We start from the raw sequence: 21,769 nt of genomic DNA on the forward strand, positions 1-21,769 counted from the left end.
ACGAGGTAGACGCATTACTCAGATTTCAGGCCATCAGCCGAAACGGCTTGAACACCTTTGATTTTCTTGGCGATATCAACCGCGATTTTTTTCTGTGCGTCAGTCACTGCAACAGTGGAGGAAAGGGAAACCACACCTTTGTTGGTTTCGACCTTGATGTCAGTGCCCGGAATGCCTTTTTCTGTCAGCAGGTCGGATTTAACTTTGGTTGTGATCCAAGTATCAGAAGTAGCTTCCTTGGCTTTGGTGACTTCGCCCGCAGCCACGACCATTGGTGCTTGAGTGGTTGCTTGGGCAGCAAATGCAGCGTTTGCCATGGTCAGGGTCAGAGCGGTGGCAGTTGCAGCAGCGATAGCAAACTTCTTCATACGAGTAACTCCTGTCTTCTTCAGAATCTGCGCTGTATCACAGCAGCAGGGTTATCAGTACTGTTGCAGGGGCTGTGCCAACTTTTAATAAAAAATAAATCGTTATAAATCAATGAGTTGCAGATTATCGATTTTATGTCCGTCGTGCAGATTGCATGACCCTTGCCAATCCTGCATGCAAGTTGCGGCTTTTGGCTCATGGCCTTTAGCCCTCGACCCAAACTTTATTGCAGCCATAAAAAAAGGACCCCGAAGGGTCCTTTCTCAAGCCGGGGAGTTGGGAGCGATTAAGCTTCCGACGCCTTTGCAGCAGCGACGTCCTTGATGGACAGCTTGATACGGCCGCGGTTGTCCACGTCCAGTACCAACACTTCTACTTCCTGACCTTCCTTCAGAATGTCAGTCACTTTCTCAACGCGAGCATCGCTCAGCATAGAGATGTGAACCAGACCGTCTTTACCTGGCAGGATGTTAACGAATGCGCCGAAGTCGACGATGCGCTCAACCTTGCCCACGTAGATCTTGCCGATCTCAGCTTCTGCGGTGATGCCCAGAACGCGCTGACGCGCTGCTTCGGCAGCTTCTTTGGTTTCGCCGAAGATCTTGATCGAACCGTCGTCTTCGATGTCGATCGAAGCTTTGGTTTCTTCACAGATCGCACGAATGGTCGCGCCGCCTTTACCGATAACATCACGGATTTTGTCGGTGTCGATCTTCATCGCGATCATGGTCGGCGCGTTAGCCGACAGTTCGTTGCGCGACACAGCGATGATCTGGTTCATCTGACCCAAGATGTTCAGGCGAGCGTCCAGGGCTTGGCCCAGTGCGATCTCCATGATTTCTTCGGTGATGCCTTTGATCTTGATGTCCATCTGCAGCGCGGTAACACCTTTGGCGGTACCCGCTACTTTGAAGTCCATGTCGCCCAAGTGGTCTTCGTCACCCAGGATGTCGGTCAGAACAGCGAACTTCTCGCCTTCTTTAACCAGACCCATAGCGATACCGGCAACAGGTGCCTTCATCGGTACGCCTGCGTCCATCAGAGCCAGAGAAGCGCCGCAGACCGAAGCCATAGAGCTGGAGCCGTTGGACTCGGTGATTTCCGACACAACACGGATGGTGTACGGGAACACGTCAGCAGCAGGCAGCATGGCCTGAACCGAACGGCGTGCCAGACGGCCGTGACCGATTTCGCGACGACCAGCGCCACCCATACGACCACACTCACCTACCGAGAACGGAGGGAAGTTGTAGTGCAGCATGAACGGGTCTTTTTTCTCGCCTTCCAGGGTGTCGAGCAATTGCGCGTCACGGGCAGTACCCAGCGTGGCAACTACCAGAGCCTGAGTTTCACCACGGGTGAACAGAGCCGAACCGTGGGTTTTTGGCAGAACACCTACTTCGATGTTCAGAGGGCGAACAGTCTTGGTGTCGCGACCATCGATACGTGGCTTGCCGTTAACGATGTTTTCGCGAACGGTGCGGTATTCGATTTCGCCGAAAGCGGCTTTAACTTCGCTGGAAGAAGGCTGGCCTTCTTCACCGGACAGCTTAGCCACAACCTGATCTTTCAGCTCGCCAAGGCGCGCGTAACGATCGGCCTTAACGGTGATGGTGTAGGCCTGGGAGATCGCTTCGCCGAACTCGGCACGAATAGCGCCCAGCAGTGCAGTGGCTTCTGGCTGTGGAGCCCAGTCCCATGTAGGTTTTGCAGCTTCGGCAGCCAGCTCTTTAACAGCCTGGATAACGACTTGGAATTCGTCATGGGCGAACAGTACAGCGCCCAGCATTTGGTCTTCGGTCAGCTCTTTGGCTTCCGACTCAACCATCAACACGGCTTCCGAAGTACCGGCAACAACCATGTCCAGGCTCGACGCGGCCAGTTGCTCGTAAGTCGGGTTCAGCAGGTAGCCAGTGCTTTCGTGGAACGCAACGCGGGCAGCGCCGATTGGGCCATCAAAAGGAATACCGGAGATTGCCAACGCAGCCGAAGTACCGATCATTGCAGCAACGTCTGGATCAGTTTTTTTGCTGGTGGACAGAACGGTGCAAACAACCTGCACTTCGTTCATGAAGCCTTCTGGGAACAGCGGACGGATCGGACGGTCGATCAGACGCGAAGTCAGGGTTTCTTTCTCGGAAGGGCGACCTTCACGCTTGAAGAAACCGCCTGGGATTTTACCCGCGGCGTAGGTTTTTTCTTGGTAGTGAACCGACAGAGGGAAGAAGCCCTTGCCTGGATCAGCTTGCTTGGAACCGACTACAGTCACCAATACGCTGACGTCGTCGTCAACGGTGACCAATACTGCGCCGGAGGCCTGACGGGCGATACGGCCAGTCTCGAGGGTGACGGTCGACTGACCGAATTGGAATTTTTTGATAACCGGGTTCACGGTGTCCTACCTTCTCTTTGTGGCTCTTGGGGAACTGGTTTCTTGCGAAATTATTGGCCAGTGTCAGGCCCTAGCCCGACTCAAGATGCTTACGAAAACGGCCCTTAGGCGAGAGTTTTGGTAAGAATCCGGTTAGTCCAAATAAAACTTGAGGCTGGAAGCCTGACATGCGCCTGCGGGAAACCCGCAAACACACGACAGACGACCAGCCTCTAGCAACATCGCTATTAGCGACGCAGACCCAGGCGAGCGATCAGCGTTTTGTAACGCTCAACGTTCTTACCTTTGAGGTAGTCCAGCAGCTTGCGACGCTGGTTTACCATGCGGATCAGACCACGACGGGAGTGGTGGTCTTTGCTGTTTGCTTTGAAGTGACCTTGCAGCGTGTTGATGTTAAAGGTCAGCAGTGCAACCTGCACTTCTGGAGAACCTGTATCACCTGGAGCTTGCTGGTAGTCAGCTACGATTTCTGCTTTGTGTTCAACTGTCAGTGCCATGAGGCATTTCCTTTCTTTAGGGGTCTGCTTGCGAACAAGACAGATCCAATAGGCCGAGGACAAATCCTCGTATTTATAAATGAGATGTGACCGTGCCTAATAACAGCCACCCTCGTTCCAGTCCGGCCAAAGAGTATTACATCTTGGGCCAGCCTGTTCCGGTCATTCTGACCGAATCAGTCGACGCGGCGCGATGCGCCCGTCTTCGCTCACTTCACCGATACCGATAAAGCGACCGTTGTGATCTTGTACCCGCACCATGCCGAACTTCGGTGCATCTGGAGCGCGAACCGGTTGGCCATTGAGCCAATAGAATGCGCTGTGCTCCGAGAAGTGCAGCAAAGGCCAGTCCAGCAAACCGCTGTCCGATGGCATCAAGAAGCGATCAACTGCTTCGTTGCCACCTTCTGCATGTACCGCTTCAAGCTCTTCCAGGGTGACCGTTTGGGCCAGACTGAAAGGACCTGCCTGCGTACGACGCAGTTGTGCAACATACGCTCCGCAACCCAGTGCTTCACCGATATCTTCCACAAGGGTACGGATATAGGTGCCTTTGGTGCAGTCAACCGCCAAGCGCGCCGTGTCGCCTTCGCTGGCCAGTAATTCGAGGCGGGTAATAGTAACAGAACGCGGTTCACGCTCCACCACTTCGCCTGCACGAGCCAACTTGTAAAGCGGCTGACCATCGCGCTTGAGCGCAGAGTACATCGGCGGTATCTGACTGATTTGCCCACGAAATTTAGGCAAAACAGCTTCGATATCGGCGCGACCAACGGTCACTGGGCGAGTCTGTAAAACCTCACCTTCAGCATCTGCCGTGGTAGTGGTCTTGCCCAATTGCATCAAGGTTTCATAACCCTTGTCAGAATCGAGCAGGTATTGCGAAAACTTGGTGGCTTCGCCAAAGCACAGCGGCAGTACGCCACTGGCCAAGGGATCGAGGCTACCGGTGTGCCCTGCCTTCTCGGCATTGAGCAGCCAGCGAACTTTCTGCAAGGCCGCGTTGGACGTAAATCCTAGTGGCTTGTCGAGCAGGATGATGCCGCTGACGTTACGACGAATACGCTTAACCTGAGCCACCAGTTACTCCTTGGTGTCTTCGGGTGCGGTTGTTTCAGGGTGCTGATTATCTTCAGCCACTGCACGCTCAATCAAGGCGGACAGGTGAGCACCACGCACAACGCTTTCGTCGTAGTGGAAGTGCAACTGTGGAACGCTGCGCAGCTTCATTTCACGCGCCAGTTGCATGCGCAAGAAGCCCGCTGCCGAGTTCAGCACCTTGATGGTCTGAGCAATATCTGCGGCGTTGTCCTGCCCCATCACGGTGATGAAGATTTTAGCGTGACCAACGTCACGGCTAACTTCAACAGCAGTAATGGTGACCAGACCCACTCGTGGGTCTTTGACTTCACGACGGATCAGCTGTGCCAGCTCACGCTGCATCTGATCGCCGATACGTTGGGTACGGCTATATTCTTTTGCCATGTCTTGTTACCTGTTACTCACCCATGGGAAACCCATGCGTTCTGAAAGCGGCAAACGCCCGGCCAGACATAAGCCGGACCGGGCGTTGCGTTTAGAGTCCAGGCCGAGCGCGCTGCATGGGCATGCGACGGCTCGTCCTCGCTCTTGAGGCTCGCGATTTAGAGGCTGCGAGCAACCTGGACCTTCTCGAACACTTCGATCTTGTCACCGACTTTAACGTCGTTGTAGCTCTTGACGCCGATACCGCATTCCATGCCGGCACGCACTTCGGACATGTCATCTTTAAAGCGACGCAGGGATTCCAGCTCGCCTTCGTAGATAACAATGTCTTCACGCAATACGCGGATAGGACGGTTACGGTGAACAACACCTTCCAGCACCATACAACCTGCAACCGCACCAAACTTAGGCGAACGGAACACGTCGCGGACTTCAGCAATACCCAGGATGTTCTCCCGAACGTCGCTGCCAAGCATGCCGGTAAGGGCTTTCTTGACGTCTTCGATGATGTCGTAGATGACGTTGTAGTAACGCATGTCCAGGCCTTCTTGCTCGACAATCTTGCGAGCGCCAGCATCAGCACGCACGTTGAAACCGAACAATACAGCGTTGGAGGCCAGTGCCAAGTTAGCATCGCTCTCGGTGATACCACCGACACCGCCGCCCACTACGCGCACTTGCACTTCTTCGTTACCCAGGCCGCTTAGAGCGCCCTGCAGAGCTTCCAACGAACCACGGACGTCAGATTTGAGGACGATGTTAAGCGTCTTCTTCTCTTCCTGGCCCATGTTCTCGAAGATGTTTTCCAGCTTGCCTGCGTGAGCACGCGCCAGTTTCACTTCGCGGAATTTGCCTTGACGGAACAGGGCAACTTCACGCGCCTTCTTCTCGTCAGTCATCACGCTCATTTCGTCGCCAGCATCTGGCGTACCATCCAGGCCGAGAATCTCGACAGGGATGGACGGACCGGCTTCCTTGATAGGCTTGCCGTTCTCATCGAGCATGGCGCGGATGCGACCGTAGTTGGAACCAACCAGTACCATGTCGCCTTGGCGCAGAGTACCGTCTTGAACCAGAACAGTTGCTACAGGACCGCGGCCTTTGTCCAGACGGGACTCAACAACTACGCCACGGCCAGGAGCCGATGGAGTTGCTTTGAGTTCCAGAACTTCAGCTTGCAGCAATACTGCTTCGAGCAACTCGTCAACGCCGGTACCCATTTTCGCCGAGACCGAAACAAACGGAGTGTCACCACCCCACTCTTCCGACGTTACGCCGTGAACGGACAATTCGCTACGAATGCGATCGAGGTCAGCACCTGGCTTATCGATTTTGTTCACTGCAACAACCAACGGCACACCAGCCGCTTTCGCATGCTGAACAGCTTCGATGGTTTGCGGCATTACGCCGTCGTCTGCAGCAACAACCAGAATCACGATGTCAGTTGCCTTGGCACCACGTGCACGCATTGCGGTAAACGCAGCGTGACCCGGGGTGTCGAGGAACGTGACCATGCCGCGTTCGGTTTCAACGTGGTATGCACCGATGTGCTGAGTAATACCACCGGCTTCGCCAGCAGCTACCTTGGCACGACGGATGTAGTCGAGCAGGGATGTTTTACCGTGGTCAACGTGGCCCATTACGGTCACAACTGGCGCACGGGAGAACGACTCACCTTCGAACTTCAGGGACTCAGCCAAGGAATCTTCCAGGGCATTGTCGCTCACCAGAGTCACTTTATGGCCCAGTTCTTCAGCAACCAGTTGGGCAGTTTCCTGATCCAGTACCTGGTTGATGGTTGCTGGAGTACCCAGCTTAAACATGAACTTGATGACTTCAGCAGCCTTGACCGACATTTGTGCAGCCAAATCGCCGACAGTGATGGTCTCGCCAATCTGTACGTCACGAACTACAGGGCCGGTAGGGCTCTGGAAACCGTGAGCGTTACGCTTCTTCAGCTTGCCCTTGCCACGACCACCGCGACGGAAGCTATCGCTTTCTTCATCGGAAGTGCGCGGAGCAACACGTGGTGTCGGTGCTTTTTCTTTAACAGAAGCACGATGCGGCGCGTTCTTGCGATCGCCGTCACCACTACCGCGACGGTTGTTGTCGTCAGCACGTGGTTTGTCTGGGCGACGCTGCTCGTCACGCTTGCGCGCATCTGCTGCTGGAGCAGGGGCTGCTGCCGGTGCAGCTTGCACGGGTGCAGGTGCTGCAACAGCTGGTGCGGCAGACGGAGTAGCTGGCTGGCGGCGCGCTTCTTCTTCGGCGCGACGCTTGGACTCTTCTTCAGCCTTTTGACGTGCGGCATTTTCTACTGCACGGCGTTCATCCATCTCACGCTTACGCTCGGCTTCGATTTCTTCCGGGCTACGCTGTACGAAGACTTTCTTCTTACGTACTTCAACGCTAATGCTTTTGCTACCAGCTACACGCAGGGTACTGGTGGTTTTACGCTGCAAAGTGATTTTGCGCGGTTCTTCCACTTTCGCCTTGTGGCTGCTTTTCAAGTGAGTCAGCAGAGCTTGCTTCTCACTGTCGGTTACATTCTGCTCGGCGGCGTTGTGCGGCAGACCTGCCTCACGCATCTGCTGCAACAGGCGCTCAACCGGTGTTTTGACCTCATCGGCCAGTTGTTTCACCGTGACTTGCGTCATGCATTTCTCTCCTCAGGCCGCGCCTAATTACTCGAACCAATGGGCTCGGGCGGCCATGATCAACTTGCCGGCACGATCAGAGTCAATGCCGTCGATGTCGAGCAGGTCGTCAATAGACTGCTCGGCCAGGTCTTCGCGGGTAATTACGCCGCGCACCGCCAGTTCCATCGCCAAATCCTTGTCCATACCCTCAAGCGAGAGCAGGTCTTCGGCCGGATGGGCGTCTGCCAGCTTTTCCTCAGTAGCGATGGCTTTAGTCAACAAACGATCCTTGGCCCGAGCGCGAAGCTCGTTGACGGTATCTTCGTCAAAGCCATCGATGTTGAGCATTTCCTCCACCGGTACGTAGGCAATCTCTTCCAGGCTAGTAAAGCCTTCATCAACCAGTACCTGCGCCAGGTCTTCATCAACTTCAAGTTCTTCGATGAAGTTGCGCAGAATGTCGCCGGTTTCTGCTTGCTGCTTAGCCTGGATGTCCGATTCGGTCATCACGTTCAGGGTCCAGCCAGTCAACTGGCTAGCCAAACGTACGTTCTGACCGCCGCGACCAATCGCCTGGGCCAGATTGTCAGCGCCAACGGCGATGTCCATTGCATGGGCATCTTCGTCGACAATAATTGCCGCCACTTCAGCAGGCGACATTGCGTTGATCACGAACTGCGCCGGGTTGTCATCCCAAAGGACGATATCCACTCGCTCTCCGCCTAGTTCGCCGGACACTGCCTGAACACGCGAACCACGCATGCCAATGCAGGCACCTTGCGGATCAATGCGTTTGTCTTTGGAGCGAACGGCTATTTTAGCGCGTGATCCAGGATCGCGGGAGGCCGCCATCACTTCGATCAGGCCCTCAGCGATTTCTGGCACTTCGATACGGAACAGTTCAATCAACATCTCTGGCGCTGTACGCGACAGAATCAGTTGAGGGCCACGGTTCTCGGTGCGAATTTCTTTCAACAGTGCGCGAAGGCGTACACCCACGCGGAAAGTTTCACGCGAGATGATGTCTTCACGAGCCAGCAACGCTTCTGCGTTGTTGCCCAGATCAACGATCACATTGTCACGTGTAACTTTTTTAACTGTGCCAGAAATAATTTCGCCAAGACGCTCGCGATAGGCATCAACGACTTGAGCACGCTCAGCTTCGCGGACTTTTTGCACAATGACCTGCTTGGCCGTTTGTGCAGCGATCCGACCAAATTCGATAGAATCGATTTTCTCTTCGATAATATCGCCAGCTACAGCGCCTGGCTGTTTCGCTTGGGCCTGGTCTACCGCCAACTCGATTGCTGGATCATCCAGATCTTCGTCTTCGACCACAGTCCAGCGACGGAAAGTCTCATAGTTACCGGTGTGGCGATTGATTTCCACACGCAGTTCGACTTCGTCTTCAAAGCGCTTTTTAGTAGCGGTGGCCAGAGCCAGCTCCAGCGCTTCAAAAATAACGTTTGCCGGTACGCCCTTTTCATTGGACACCGACTCAACAACCAGCAGTACTTCTTTGCTCATCGTACGCCTCGCCTTTCGCAAGCCATTGGATCCGCGGGATCCGCGTCTCAGTCAAAACTGGGAATAATGTTGGCCTTGTCGATCATATCGATCGGCAACAGGAACTCGTGGTCTTCTACTTGCACCACAATATCCTGCTCCTCTACGCCGCGCAGAAGGCCCTGAAAGTTGCGACGCCCTTCAAAAGGCGATCGCAGCTTGATCTTCACTTGCTCACCGACATACTGGGCAAACTGTTCAAGAGTGAACAGTGGGCGTTCCATGCCAGGAGAAGAAACTTCAAGGGTGTATTCAACAGCGATAGGATCTTCGACATCCAGAACGCCGCTGATTTGACGGCTGACAATGGCACAGTCATCCACCAATACGCCGCCTTCCTTGTCGATATACACACGCAACATTGAATGGCGGCCTTGAGCCGAAAATTCAATACCCCAGCATTCATAGCCAAGGGCCACGATCACCGGGGCCAACAAGTCCTGCAACTGTTCTAGCTTGCTCGACACCTGAACCCCCTGTGCATGTTTGTGCATGCTGTGCAAAATGAAAAAATGGGCGAAGCGCCCATCTCTGAAACGTCGTTGAATACCGACGCTATAAAGTGTCCAGTTAACAAAAAGCCCCTAAGAAGGGGCTCCGCTAAAACTGGTTGCGGGAGCCGGATTTGAACCGACGACCTTCGGGTTATGAGCCCGACGAGCTACCAGACTGCTCCATCCCGCGACAAAGCTGGAGCGGAAGTATACGGTTGATCCTTTTCAGGGTCAATCCAACCTTCCACATACAAGAAAGCCCGCTACTGCGGGCATTCTTGATAATTGGTACCGAGAAGGGGACTCGAACCCCTACACCCTATGGGCACAACCACCTCAAGGTTGCGTGTCTACCAATTCCACCACCTCGGCAATACAACGTTACATCATGAAACCCGTTTTACTTTTGCTCTTGAGCTGGAGGTACGTCAGTCGCTGGAGTAGCCGACTTTTGCTCATTAAGCACCGGAACATCATCTGAAGCCGGCTTTTGCTTTGGAACTTCCAATACCGCTGGATCTGGCAAACCTACTTGAGTCAGCTGTTTAGCTTCTTCTTTAGCAAAGTAACCTAACCCCAAGCTGGTTATGAAAAAACCTGCGGCGAGTATAGCAGTAAACTTACTAAGAAAGGTAGAGGAACCTTGGCTTCCGAACACAGTATTTGATGCCCCTGCGCCGAAAGATGCTCCTGCATCCGCTCCTTTACCCTGTTGCAGCAATACCAAGGCAATTACACCCAATGCTGTCAGCAGATGAAAAACAATTACGACCTTATCCAGCATTTTTCAGTTTCCTGCGGCACGAATGATCGCACCGAACTCATCTGCATTCAGGGAAGCCCCACCAATGAGTCCCCCATCGATATCCGGCATGCTGAACAATTCGACCGCATTGGCCGCCTTCACGCTGCCGCCGTATAGAAGCCGCACACCTTGTGCGACCTCAGAATTCTGTTGCGCCAGTTGTGCGCGAATGGCCGCATGCACATCTTGCGCCTGCTGCGGTGACGCAGTCAGCCCAGTACCAATAGCCCAGACCGGCTCGTATGCAATCACAGCATTTACAAAAGCATCAATGCCAAACTCGTCAATTACGACATTCAACTGACGCCTTACCACTTCAAGCGTTTGTCCCGCTTCGCGCTGCTCCAGGGTCTCCCCTATGCACAGCACTGGCGTCAAACCAGAGGCTTGGACCGCTGCAAACTTGCGATTGAGCATCTCATCCTGCTCACCCAGAATCAGGCGACGCTCAGAGTGCCCCACAAGCACCAGCTTGCAACCTGCATCTGCCAACTGGCCAGATGAAATCTCGCCAGTCAGAGCGCCCTGCCCCGGCTCCACTGCCGCATCCTGAGCACCGATCAAAATCGGTGCGCCTTGCAAGCCATTGATAACACGATCAATAAACAGCTGAGGCGGGAATACTGCAACATCAACATCGTTTGGCAAGACCAGACTACGCAGACCGTCGATCAGCTCAGCGACGCTGGCGCGGGTACCGTGCATCTTCCAGTTACCAGCTACCATAGTGCGACGCATGCTTTACCTCGTCGGTCAAAGTGGGCGCAGATGTTACCCAACCACATCCGCGCTGGCAAGCCGAATTCAGGCACAAACTTCACTTACCAGTTTTGCCAGCTCTTCGGCATAGCCGCGAACCATGTTTTCGTCATCACCTTCAACCATGACACGAACCAACGGCTCAGTACCCGACTTACGCAAAAGCACTCGACCACGACCATTCATAGCCTCAGTTACGCGCGCGCAAGCCTCTTTAACAGCAGGGTGCTCAACCGGGTTTACTCCACCCGCAAATCGCACATTCAGTAGCACCTGAGGACACTTACGCAAGGCTTGACGCGCTTGAGCCAAGCTTTCTTCGCGACGACGCAACGACAGCAACACTTGAAGCGCCGCAATAATTGCATCGCCGGTAGTGGTGTGCTGGAAGCAAACGATATGCCCGGAGTTCTCCCCGCCAACCTGCCAATCACGCTCTTGCAAGCCCGCAATAACATAGCGGTCACCCACATTGGCGCGCACAAACGGAATACCCAAGTCCGCCAAAGCAAGCTCAAGGCCGAGATTACTCATCAGCGTACCCACCACGCCGCCCTGTAACTTGCCTCGCTCGTGCAGATCGCGCGCGATGATGAAAAGCAGCTCATCACCATCAACAATTGCTCCTGTATGGTCGACCATCAGAACCCGGTCACCATCACCATCAAAAGCAATACCCAGGTCTGCGTGCTCAGCCAAGACTGCCGCCTGCAACTGCCCCATGTGGGTCGACCCACAATTGTCATTAATGTTCAGACCATTAGGCTGAGCCGAAAGCACAGTTACCTGCGCACCCAACTCCTTGAACACGCTTGGAGCCACCTTATAAGTGGCACCATGAGCACAATCGATAACAATTTTCAGCCCATTGAAATTGGTGCTGGTCGGCACACTGCTTTTACAGAATTCAATATAACGACCCGACGCATCATTGATACGCGACACCTTGCCCAGCCTGCCCGAATCAACAACAGTCATGGGAGCTTCCAACAGCTCCTCGATCATCAATTCAACTTCGTCAGGCAGCTTAGTGCCCTCACCCGAAAAGAATTTGATCCCATTATCATCGTGCGGATTGTGCGAAGCGCTGATCACGATGCCCGCCTCAGCGTGAAAAGTACGCGTGAGATAAGCAATCGCCGGCGTGGGCATTGGCCCCAACAGCATCACATCAGCCCCAGCAGCAGACAAACCAGCCTCTAAAGCAGATTCAAACATATAGCCTGAGATGCGCGTGTCCTTGCCGACCAAAATCCGGCATGCACCCATACTGCGAAATGCCATACCAGCCGCCCAACCCAACTTGAGCATGAAATCAGGTGTAATGGGATAAACGCCGACCCGACCGCGAATGCCGTCGGTGCCAAAGTATTTCTTCGTCATAAGTACTCCATCATTCTTAGTCGGCGGACTCTACCGCTGCGATCATCCGTACCACATCAACTGTCTCAGCAACGTCATGAACACGCAAAATACGCGCTCCCTTAGTCACCGCCAGCGCAGCCAGCGCCAAGCCACCATATAGGCGCTCGTTCACAGGCCGACCTAACGTCTGGCCTATCATCGTTTTACGCGAGACACCCACCAGCAACGGGCGCCCCAACCGATGCAGGGCATCCATATGCTTAAACAAACTCAAGTTGTGCTGGAGCGTTTTAGCAAAGCCAAATCCTGGATCAAGCACAATGCGCTCAGGCGAAATTCCGGCAGCCGCACACTGATCCATCCGGTCGACCAAAAACGCAGAAACCTCACCCACAAGATCACCGTACTGAGGATTGTCCTGCATATCACCCGGCTCACCGAGCATATGCATTAGACATATCGGCAAACCTGTCGCCGCCGCAGCCTGCAAGGCGCCTTCGCGACGCAGTGAACGCACATCATTAATAAGCCCCGCACCCAAGCGCGCGACTTCAGTCATAACGATAGGGGCTGAGGTATCCACAGAGATAATCACATCAAGTTCGCGGCTGATGCGCTCCACTACAGGCGCGACACGATCAACCTCTTCTTGTGGCGTGACTACGCGCGCACCTGGGCGCGTTGACTCTCCACCCACATCAATAAGGGTAGCGCCCGCCAGGACCATCGCTTGCGCATGACGCAAAGCAGCATCCTGCTGAGCGAAGCGCCCACCGTCGGAAAAAGAGTCAGGGGTGACATTGAGAATACCCATAACATGCGTATGGGCTAAATCAAGAACCCGGTTGCCGCAAGGCAACCGGGTCAGGGACTGAACAGAAGTCATTTCAAGCCTTATTGATCAGCCGCAGGGCCGCCGATAGGTGTTTCCGGGCGCTCGGTTTTATCCAACGTTGGAGCAGTCGGAGTACCGCTACCACCACCTTCCCAGTCACGCGGTTCGCGTGGAGGGCGGCCAGCCATAATGTCATCAATCTGATCAGCATCGATCGTCTCGTACTTCATCAAAGCGTCAGCCATGGCCTCCAGCTTGTCACGATTGTCCGTCAGGATCTGCTTGGCCGTGCCGTAACACTGATCAATGATGCTGCGCACTTCAGAGTCAATCAGCTTGGCGGTTTCACCGGAAACACTCGAGTTCTGACCACCACCACGCCCCAAATACGACTCTTCGTCTTCGGCATACATCAACGGCCCCAGCTTCTCGGACAAACCCCACTTGGTCACCATGTTCCGAGCGATTTGACTGGCCCGCATGATGTCGTTGGACGCGCCCGTGGTCACACCATCAAAGCCCAAGGTCATTTCTTCAGCGATGCGACCGCCATACAGCGAACAAATCTGGCTAATCAGCGCTCGCTTGGACAGGCTGTAGCGATCCTCTTCCGGCAGGAACATGGTCACACCCAAAGCGCGACCACGAGGAATGATCGACACCTTGTAAACCGGATCATGCTCTGGAACAACGCGACCAACAATTGCGTGGCCCGCTTCGTGATAAGCCGTGTTGCGCTTTTCTTTATCCGACATGACCATCGATTTGCGCTCGGCGCCCATCATGATCTTGTCTTTAGCCAGCTCAAACTCTTTCATCTCGACAACACGCTTACCGGTGCGCGCCGCGAACAACGAAGCTTCGTTGACCAAGTTAGCCAAGTCAGCACCCGAGAAGCCCGGTGTACCGCGCGCAATCACTGCAGGCTGAACATCATCACCCATTGGCACTTTACGCATATGCACTTTGAGGATCTGTTCGCGACCACGAATATCCGGCAAGCCAACGACTACTTGACGGTCAAAACGACCTGGACGCAACAGCGCAGGGTCGAGTACGTCAGGACGGTTAGTGGCAGCAATCACAATGATGCCGTCGTTCATTTCAAAGCCGTCCATCTCAACCAGCAACTGGTTAAGGGTCTGCTCACGCTCATCATGACCGCCGCCCATGCCATTGCCACGGTGACGACCTACCGCATCAATCTCATCGATGAAGATGATGCAAGGTGCGTGCTTTTTAGCCTGTTCAAACATGTCACGAACACGGCTTGCACCAACACCCACAAACATTTCAACGAAGTCAGAGCCAGAGATCGTGAAAAACGGCACTTTGGCTTCACCGGCAATCGCCTTGGCGATCAGGGTCTTACCCGTGCCTGGCGGGCCAACCATCAGCACACCACGAGGAATTCGTCCGCCCAACCGCTGGAACTTGCCCGGATCACGGAGAAACTCAACCAGCTCACCCACTTCTTCTTTGGCTTCATCACAACCCGCTACGTCAGCCAGAGTCGTTTTGACCTGATCTTCAGATAACAGACGCGCCTTGCTCTTGCCAAAGCTCATCGGGCCGCCTTTACCACCGGCACCGCCCTGCATTTGACGCATGAAAAACATGAAGACCGCAATAATTACCAGAATAGGGAAGCTTGCAACCAGCAGCTGAGTCCAGATGCTTTGTTGCTCAGGTAATTTGCCCTCAACAGTCACATGGTTATCCACCAAGTCACCGATCAAACCGTTGTCCTGAATTGCCGGACGAATGGTTTTGAAGGTATCGCCATCACTGCGCTTGCCGGTAATCACGTAGCCATCCACGGCAACGCGCTCGACCTTGCCATCCTTAACTTGCTGGATGAAGTCGGAATAGTTGAGGGTTTGTGGCTCGTTTGGGCTGGAGAAGTTGTTCATCACTGTCACCAAGACAGCTGCGATGATCAACCACAGGATCAGATTCTTTGCCATATCGTTCAATTAGCTACCCTCTGAAGCAAGCTCCGCTACTGAAGCGTGCTTCGCATGATATTCACCGGCATAACTTACTACATTGCCTACAACCCTTGCAGGCTCCGTCTGTAACCCTTTGTGAAACTTTGACTACACAATATTCGTTATGCCAGATCTGTAAAGCGATACAAAAAAAGCTATCGCCTTAGTCAGAGACGCTCATCACTGGCAGAACCTTCCGCACCACGGAAGCCACGCCCCAGCAAATACTGCTCGCGGGACCGGTCTCGTGAAGACGAAGGCTTGCGCATCTGCACTTTGTCAAACACCTTACGAATGTCTTTGTGGTACTGATCGAAGCCTTCACCCTGGAAAACCTTAATCAGAAAATCACCACCTGGCCGTAACACCCGCCCGGCAAGATCCAATGCCAATTCGCAAAGGAACATCGCACGCGGCATATCTACAGCTGCCAATCCACTCATATTGGGGGCCATATCAGAAATCACAAGGTCTACTTGCGTATTTCCGACAGCCTCGAGGATCTGCGCAAGCACCGCATCCTCAGTAAAGTCACCTTTGATGAAGGTCACATCAGGAATGCTGTCCATGTCCAGGATGTCAGAAGCAATCAAACGTCCCTGACCGCCGATCAGACGACTGGTCACCTGCGACCAACCACCTGGAGCCGCGCCCAGATCAATAACTGTCATTCCCGGACGAATCAGGCGATCGCGCTCTTGAATCTCCAGCAGTTTGTAGCTGGCACGCGAGCGATACCCGTCTTTTTGCGCCATTTTGACGTACGGGTCGTTGAAATGCTCTTTCAGCCAGTTAAGGCTAGTCTTGGAACGGGCCACGGGCCACCTCAAAAATTTTAAACGGGTCGTGATTAACTGGGCGGTCTGGGACTCGCTCGGGTAAACTGGCCGCCGCTTTTTACAAGATCAGACACAGGGGTCAGATTATGCCGCTCACTCAAGAGCAGAAGAAACAGTACAAATCCATTGGCCACCATCTGAAACCAGTTTTGACTGTGGCTGACAATGGTTTGACTGAAGGTGTTTTAGCCGAACTCGAACGCGCATTGGGCGATCACGAGCTGATTAAAATCAAAGTCAACATTCTGGATCGCGAGTCCCGCTTGGAAGCCGTCGCACAAATGTGCAAGGCCGGCAAAGCAGAACTGGTACAGGTTATCGGCAAAATGGCGCTTCTGTACCGCAAAAACGTCAATGTAAACAAGCAACTGTCGAACATCCATCGTTTCAAGTGATGTCGACAAGGGTCAAGGGTGCGCCTGGCGCGCCCTGAAACTCTTCCAGAGTAAGCCCGAGAGCCATACAAACTGCCCGCGCAACGCATCAGGCAGCCAGAGACGCCCAACGCTCCACTTCCCCACTTGCTACATACCTCTTCACCAACAACGCTGCCGGTCACATTGCGGCCAGCACCGGTAAAAAATTCGCGTACAACCACTTCAAGCTGCCTACCCGAAAATCCGTGTCAGCAACCAAAACAGGGCGCCCGCACAAGGCGGGCGCTTTTTTTAGATGTGGCTTACTTTGACAATCTCGTACTCAATAACACCGCTTGGGGTCTTCACTGCCACCACATCACCCTCTTCCTTGGCAATCAAGGCACGAGCCAGTGGCGAACCTACGGAGATTTTCCCGAGTTTGAAGTCAGCTTCATCCTCACCAACGATCTGATAGGTCACACTGTCGTCAGTTTCAACGTTGGCGATCTCAACTGTCGTACCGAAAATCACCTTACCGGTATGAGGAATCGTCGTTACATCAATGATTACCGCGTTCTGCATACGGCCTTCAATGTCACGAATCCGCGCCTCAACCATACCTTGCTGCTCACGAGCAGCATGGTATTCAGCGTTTTCCTTCAGGTCGCCCAGCTCACGCGCAGTCCCGATGTCCTGGCTCAACTTAGGGCGAACCACCTTGGTCAGGTGTGCGTGTTCTTCTTCCAGGGCCTTTGCGCCCTGGACTGTCATTGGGTATTTGGTCATGCCTTCAATCCTGCGTGTAGGTCCTGCAAGCGACGTACGGTTTTTTCTGGACCGAATTTAAGCGCTTCACAGATCGCTTCGCCAGCAGCAATAGTCGTGGTGCAATAAATTTTGTGCTGCAAAGCATTGCGACGAATGGAGTAAGAGTCCGCAATCGACTGACGACCTTCGGTCGTGTTGATGATCAATGTCACTTCGTCATTCTTGATCATGTCGACCACGTGTGGGCGACCTTCGGTCACTTTATTCACACGACGCACCTTCAGGCCGGCCGCTTCGATGAACTTAGCTGTGCCAGCCGTCGAAACCACTTCAAAACCCAGCTCGATCAGGTCGCGCGCTACACCGGCAACCAACGGTTTGTCATCGTCACGCACACTGATGAACGCCACGCCGCCAGTTGGCAACACTTCGCTGGCACCCATCTGGGCCTTGGCAAAAGCCTCGCCGAAGGTGTCGCCAACGCCCATCACTTCGCCCGTAGACTTCATCTCAGGGCCGAGAATTGGGTCAACCCCAGGGAATTTGGCGAATGGGAACACCGCCTCTTTCACACTGTAGAAGTTAGGAATGATTTCTTTGGTGAAACCGATTTCCTTCAACGTTTTACCAGCCATCACACGCGCTGCGATCATCGCCAGAGAAACGCCGATGCACTTGGACACGAAAGGAACAGTACGCGAAGCGCGCGGGTTCACTTCGATCACGTAGATGTCTTCACCTTGCAAAGCCAATTGCACGTTCATCAGGCCGACAACACCCAACTCCAACGCCATCTTTTTGACCTGCTCACGCATCTCGTCCTGGATGTGCAGCGGCAGCGAGTACGGCGGCAAGGAGCACGCAGAGTCACCGGAGTGAACGCCCGCCTGCTCAATATGCTGCATGATTGCGCCGATCACGACATCAGTGCCGTCACACACAGCATCGACGTCCATTTCAATTGCACAGTTCAGGAAGTGATCCAGCAGCACCGGGCTGTCGTTGGACACTTTTACTGCATCGCGCAGATAACGCTTGAGTTCTTCTTCTTCGTAGACGATTTCCATCGCCCGGCCGCCCAACACGTAGGAAGGACGAACAACCAGCGGGTAACCAATCTTGCCTGCTGCACGAATCGCTTCGTCTTCGCTACGCACAGTCGCGTTTGGCGGCTGACGCAGATTCAAACGCTCAACCATTTGCTGAAAGCGCTCACGGTCTTCGGCACGGTCGATGGCGTCCGGGCTGGTACCGATGATCGGTACGCCTGCTTCTTCCAAAGCACGCGCCAGTTTCAGCGGGGTTTGGCCGCCGTACTGAACGATCACGCCCTTTGGCTTCTCGACGCGAACGATTTCGAGCACGTCTTCCAAGGTTACAGATTCGAAATACAAACGATCCGATGTGTCGTAGTCGGTGGAAACTGTTTCCGGGTTGCAGTTGACCATGATGGTTTCATAGCCATCAGCACGCAGCGCCAGAGCCGCGTGAACGCAGCAGTAGTCAAACTCGATGCCCTGACCAATTCGGTTCGGGCCACCACCCAAAATCATGATCTTGTCGCGATCAGATGGGTTCGCCTCACACTCTTCCTCATAGGTCGAGTACATGTAAGCCGTATCGGTTGCGAACTCGGCAGCACAGGTGTCAACACGCTTGTAAACCGGGAACACTTCAAGCTTGTGACGGTGGCGACGTAGGTTTTTCTCGGTCACGCCCAGCAGCACGGCCAGACGAGCATCAGAGAAACCTTTGCGCTTAAGACGGTACATGGTGTCGCGATCAATCGAAGCCAGGCCCATGGTCTTGATCTTTTCTTCGTCCTTGATCAGATCTTCGATCTGTACGAGGAACCAAGGATCAATCATGTTCATGCCGAAGATATCTTCAACCGTCATGCCCGCACGGAAAGCGTCAGCTACATACCAGATACGCTCGGCACCCGGCACCGTCAGCTCGCGCTTGAGCACTGCCATGCTCTCCGGGTTGCTCAAATCGAGCTTTGGATCAAGGCCGCTTACGCCTACTTCCAGACCGCGAAGGGCTTTTTGCAGCGACTCTTGGAAGGTACGGCCAATCGCCATAACCTCACCCACCGACTTCATCTGAGTGGTCAGGCGTGCATCCGCTTTCGCAAATTTCTCAAATGCAAAGCGAGGCAGCTTGGTCACAACGTAGTCGATGGACGGCTCAAAGGACGCTGGCGTGGCGCCACCCGTGATTTCGTTTTGCAGCTCGTCCAAGGTGTAGCCGATCGCCAGTTTTGCAGCGATACGTGCAATCGGGAAGCCAGTCGCTTTCGATGCCAGCGCCGAAGAGCGGGATACGCGCGGGTTCATCTCGATCACGACCATACGGCCGGTGTCAGGGCAAATACCGAACTGAACGTTGGAGCCGCCAGTTTCAACACCGATCTCACGCAGCACCGCCAACGAGGCGTTACGCATGATTTGATATTCCTTGTCCGTCAAGGTTTGCGCTGGAGCGACGGTGATCGAGTCGCCGGTGTGCACACCCATTGGATCAAAGTTTTCAATCGAGCACACGATGATGCAGTTGTCTTTTTTGTCGCGGACAACCTCCATTTCGTACTCTTTCCAGCCGATCAAGGATTCGTCGATCAACAACTCTTTAGTTGGCGACAGATCCAGACCGCGGGAGCAGATTTCTTCGAACTCTTCACGGTTGTAGGCAATACCGCCACCCGTACCGCCCATGGTGAACGATGGACGAATGATGCATGGGAAGCCTAGCTTCTCCAGCACTGCATTAGCTTCTTCCATGCTGTGCGCGATGCCGGAGCGCGGGCAGTCAAGGCCGATGGACTTCATTGCCTTGTCGAAACGCGAGCGGTCTTCAGCTTTATCGATGGTGTCGGCGTTAGCACCGATCATCTCTACACCGAACTTCTCCAGAACGCCTTCGCGCTCCAGATCCAGAGCACAGTTCAGAGCTGTTTGGCCGCCCATGGTTGGCAACAGTGCGTCAGGACGCTCTTTTTCGATAATTTTGGCTACGGTTTGCCACTTGATCGGCTCGATGTAGGTCGCATCCGCCATGTCCGGGTCGGTCATGATGGTGGCCGGGTTAGAGTTCACCAGAATGACTCGGTAACCCTCTTCACGCAGAGCCTTACACGCTTGGGCGCCGGAGTAGTCGAATTCGCAAGCCTGGCCGATAACAATCGGGCCAGCGCCGAGAATCAGGATGCTTTTAATGTCTGTACGTTTTGGCATGGGTTTGTCACTCAAATCCGCAGGTCAGTCGGCAAGCCGTCGATCAAGTCCTTGAAGAGCCCAAGGGGCCACCGAATTTCGGGGCCACCTTGGACGCCTTCGCTATAACAGGGGCGCGATCAGCGGCGCTTGGCCATCTCATTGATGAAACGGTCGAACAGCGGTGCTACGTCGTTCGGGCCCGGGCTTGCTTCAGGGTGACCCTGGAAGCTGAAAGCGCTCTTGTCAGTCAGTTCGATACCTTGCAAGGTGCCGTCGAACAACGACTTGTGGATAGCGCGCACGTTGGCAGGCAGGGTCGCCTCGTCAACCGCAAAACCGTGGTTCTGGCTGGTGATCATTACAACGCCAGTGTCCAGGTCTTGAACCGGATGGTTCGCGCCGTGGTGGCCATGACCCATTTTCACGGTCTTGGCACCCGAAGCCAAAGCCAGTAACTGGTGACCCAAGCAGATGCCGAATACTGGAATTTCAGTCTTCAGCACTTCCTGAATGGCGGTGATTGCGTAGTCGCAAGGCTCTGGATCGCCAGGGCCGTTGGACAGGAACACACCATCAGGGTTGAGAGCCAGTACGTCGCTGGCCGGGGTTTGTGCCGGCACCACGGTAACGCGGCAACCACGCTCAACCAACATGCGCAGGATGTTCCACTTCACGCCGTAGTCGTAGGCAACCACGTGGTAAGGCAGTTCACTTGCTTCAATGGTCGGATGACTGTCGGTGGCCAGACTCCATACGCTGGAGCGCCACTCGTAGGCTTTTTCAGTGCTGACAACCTTGGCCAGGTCCATGCCTTTGAGGCCCGGGAAGCCACGCGCAGCTGCAATCGCAGCTTCGTCAGAAATGTTGTCACCAGCCATGATGCAGCCATTCTGCGCGCCTTTCTCACGCAGAATGCGAGTCAGACGGCGAGTGTCGATACCTGCGATAGCCACAACATTGTTGGCCTTCAGGTAGTCAGACAGCGACATCGTATTACGCCAGTTGCTGGCAACCAGCGGCAGATCACGAATTACCAAACCTGCGGACCAGACACGATCAGACTCGGCGTCTTCCGGTGTAGTACCGGTATTGCCAACATGCGGGTAAGTCAGGGTCACGATTTGCTGAGCGTAGGATGGATCCGTCAGGATCTCCTGGTAGCCAGTCATTGCGGTGTTAAACACCACCTCACCAACGGTTTGACCGTCGGCCCCAATGGCTTCGCCGCGAAAAATGCTGCCATCAGCGAGGGCGAGTATGGCTTGCTTAGTCAAGAAGACCTCCCGTAAATAAAGCCTGAAAGGGCGATCGCAGGTTGTAAAAAAGCGGAGTGACGTATGGACACGTCACCCCGCTTCTTCATCGAATTATCTGCGCGCTTTTAGTGG

18 protein-coding genes and 2 tRNA genes are annotated in these 21,769 nt (G+C 54.2%); 1 reads left to right on the forward strand and 19 read right to left on the reverse strand.

What is annotated here, in order from left to right; all coding sequences use genetic code 11:
• Positions 1 to 14: 14 nt before the first annotated feature.
• The 16 genes from ACZRJQ_RS19675 to rlmE form a co-directional block, all read right to left on the reverse strand.
• Positions 15 to 368, reverse strand: a complete 354-nt coding sequence (locus tag ACZRJQ_RS19675; RefSeq protein WP_463979995.1) for a BON domain-containing protein — start codon at positions 366 to 368, stop codon at positions 15 to 17.
• 287 nt (positions 369 to 655) lie between these two features.
• A complete protein-coding gene (gene pnp, locus ACZRJQ_RS19680; protein ID WP_463979996.1) occupies positions 656 to 2,761 on the reverse strand; it encodes a polyribonucleotide nucleotidyltransferase in 2,106 nt (701 codons plus the stop codon).
• A 227-nt stretch (positions 2,762 to 2,988) separates the two neighbouring features.
• Positions 2,989 to 3,258 (reverse strand): 30S ribosomal protein S15, encoded by a 270-nt coding sequence (rpsO, locus tag ACZRJQ_RS19685; RefSeq protein ID WP_261739728.1) that lies wholly within the window; start codon positions 3,256 to 3,258, stop codon positions 2,989 to 2,991.
• 162 nt (positions 3,259 to 3,420) lie between these two features.
• Positions 3,421 to 4,338: a tRNA pseudouridine(55) synthase TruB gene (gene truB, locus ACZRJQ_RS19690; protein ID WP_463979997.1), complete on the reverse strand. Its 918-nt coding sequence runs from the start codon at positions 4,336 to 4,338 to the stop codon at positions 3,421 to 3,423.
• Positions 4,339 to 4,341: 3 nt separating this feature from the next.
• The gene (gene rbfA / locus ACZRJQ_RS19695; RefSeq protein ID WP_463979998.1) at positions 4,342 to 4,743 is read right to left on the reverse strand and encodes a 30S ribosome-binding factor RbfA; all 402 of its coding nucleotides are present in this window, start codon (positions 4,741 to 4,743) and stop codon (positions 4,342 to 4,344) included.
• 158 nt (positions 4,744 to 4,901) lie between these two features.
• A complete protein-coding gene (gene infB / locus ACZRJQ_RS19700) occupies positions 4,902 to 7,400 on the reverse strand; it encodes a translation initiation factor IF-2 (protein ID WP_463979999.1) in 2,499 nt (832 codons plus the stop codon).
• 27 nt (positions 7,401 to 7,427) lie between these two features.
• Complete coding sequence (nusA, locus tag ACZRJQ_RS19705) at positions 7,428 to 8,909, reverse strand: transcription termination factor NusA (protein WP_463980000.1); 1,482 nt, start codon at positions 8,907 to 8,909, stop codon at positions 7,428 to 7,430.
• A gap of 47 nt (positions 8,910 to 8,956) precedes the next feature.
• A complete protein-coding gene (rimP, locus tag ACZRJQ_RS19710; protein WP_463980001.1) occupies positions 8,957 to 9,415 on the reverse strand; it encodes a ribosome maturation factor RimP in 459 nt (152 codons plus the stop codon).
• 140 nt (positions 9,416 to 9,555) lie between these two features.
• Positions 9,556 to 9,632, reverse strand: a tRNA-Met gene (locus ACZRJQ_RS19715).
• 96 nt (positions 9,633 to 9,728) lie between these two features.
• Positions 9,729 to 9,814 (reverse strand) — tRNA-Leu (locus ACZRJQ_RS19720).
• Positions 9,815 to 9,842: 28 nt separating this feature from the next.
• A complete protein-coding gene (gene secG / locus ACZRJQ_RS19725) occupies positions 9,843 to 10,226 on the reverse strand; it encodes a preprotein translocase subunit SecG (protein ID WP_463980002.1) in 384 nt (127 codons plus the stop codon).
• A gap of 3 nt (positions 10,227 to 10,229) precedes the next feature.
• Positions 10,230 to 10,985, reverse strand: a complete 756-nt coding sequence (gene tpiA / locus ACZRJQ_RS19730) for a triose-phosphate isomerase (protein ID WP_463980003.1) — start codon at positions 10,983 to 10,985, stop codon at positions 10,230 to 10,232.
• Positions 10,986 to 11,051: 66 nt separating this feature from the next.
• A complete protein-coding gene (gene glmM, locus ACZRJQ_RS19735) occupies positions 11,052 to 12,389 on the reverse strand; it encodes a phosphoglucosamine mutase (protein WP_463980004.1) in 1,338 nt (445 codons plus the stop codon).
• Positions 12,390 to 12,405: 16 nt separating this feature from the next.
• Entirely contained in the window at positions 12,406 to 13,257 is an 852-nt protein-coding gene (folP, locus tag ACZRJQ_RS19740) for a dihydropteroate synthase (protein ID WP_463980005.1), read from the reverse strand.
• A gap of 8 nt (positions 13,258 to 13,265) precedes the next feature.
• Positions 13,266 to 15,173 carry an ATP-dependent zinc metalloprotease FtsH gene (gene ftsH, locus ACZRJQ_RS19745; protein ID WP_463980006.1) on the reverse strand — a complete coding sequence of 636 codons (1,908 nt, stop codon included), beginning with the start codon at positions 15,171 to 15,173 and terminating at the stop codon, positions 13,266 to 13,268.
• A 191-nt stretch (positions 15,174 to 15,364) separates the two neighbouring features.
• The gene (gene rlmE, locus ACZRJQ_RS19750) at positions 15,365 to 16,015 is read right to left on the reverse strand and encodes a 23S rRNA (uridine(2552)-2'-O)-methyltransferase RlmE (protein WP_463980007.1); all 651 of its coding nucleotides are present in this window, start codon (positions 16,013 to 16,015) and stop codon (positions 15,365 to 15,367) included.
• Positions 16,016 to 16,122: 107 nt separating this feature from the next.
• Here rlmE and yhbY point away from each other — a divergent pair, with 107 nt between their 5' ends.
• Complete coding sequence (gene yhbY, locus ACZRJQ_RS19755) at positions 16,123 to 16,431, forward strand: ribosome assembly RNA-binding protein YhbY (protein WP_019825905.1); 309 nt, start codon at positions 16,123 to 16,125, stop codon at positions 16,429 to 16,431.
• A 273-nt stretch (positions 16,432 to 16,704) separates the two neighbouring features.
• Here yhbY and greA read toward each other — a convergent pair whose 3' ends face one another.
• The 3 genes from greA to carA form a co-directional block, all read right to left on the reverse strand.
• The gene (gene greA / locus ACZRJQ_RS19760) at positions 16,705 to 17,181 is read right to left on the reverse strand and encodes a transcription elongation factor GreA (RefSeq protein ID WP_463980008.1); all 477 of its coding nucleotides are present in this window, start codon (positions 17,179 to 17,181) and stop codon (positions 16,705 to 16,707) included.
• Positions 17,178 to 20,399, reverse strand: coding sequence for a carbamoyl-phosphate synthase large subunit (carB, locus tag ACZRJQ_RS19765; RefSeq protein WP_463980009.1), 3,222 nt, complete (start codon positions 20,397 to 20,399; stop codon positions 17,178 to 17,180). The genes greA and carB overlap by 4 nt, the downstream gene beginning before the upstream one ends.
• A gap of 119 nt (positions 20,400 to 20,518) precedes the next feature.
• On the reverse strand, positions 20,519 to 21,655 hold the full coding sequence (gene carA, locus ACZRJQ_RS19770; RefSeq protein ID WP_463980010.1) for a glutamine-hydrolyzing carbamoyl-phosphate synthase small subunit: 1,137 nt from the start codon (positions 21,653 to 21,655) through the stop codon (positions 20,519 to 20,521).
• Positions 21,656 to 21,769: the final 114 nt, after the last annotated feature.

It is taken from the genome of Pseudomonas sp. E315, from assembly GCF_055406205.1.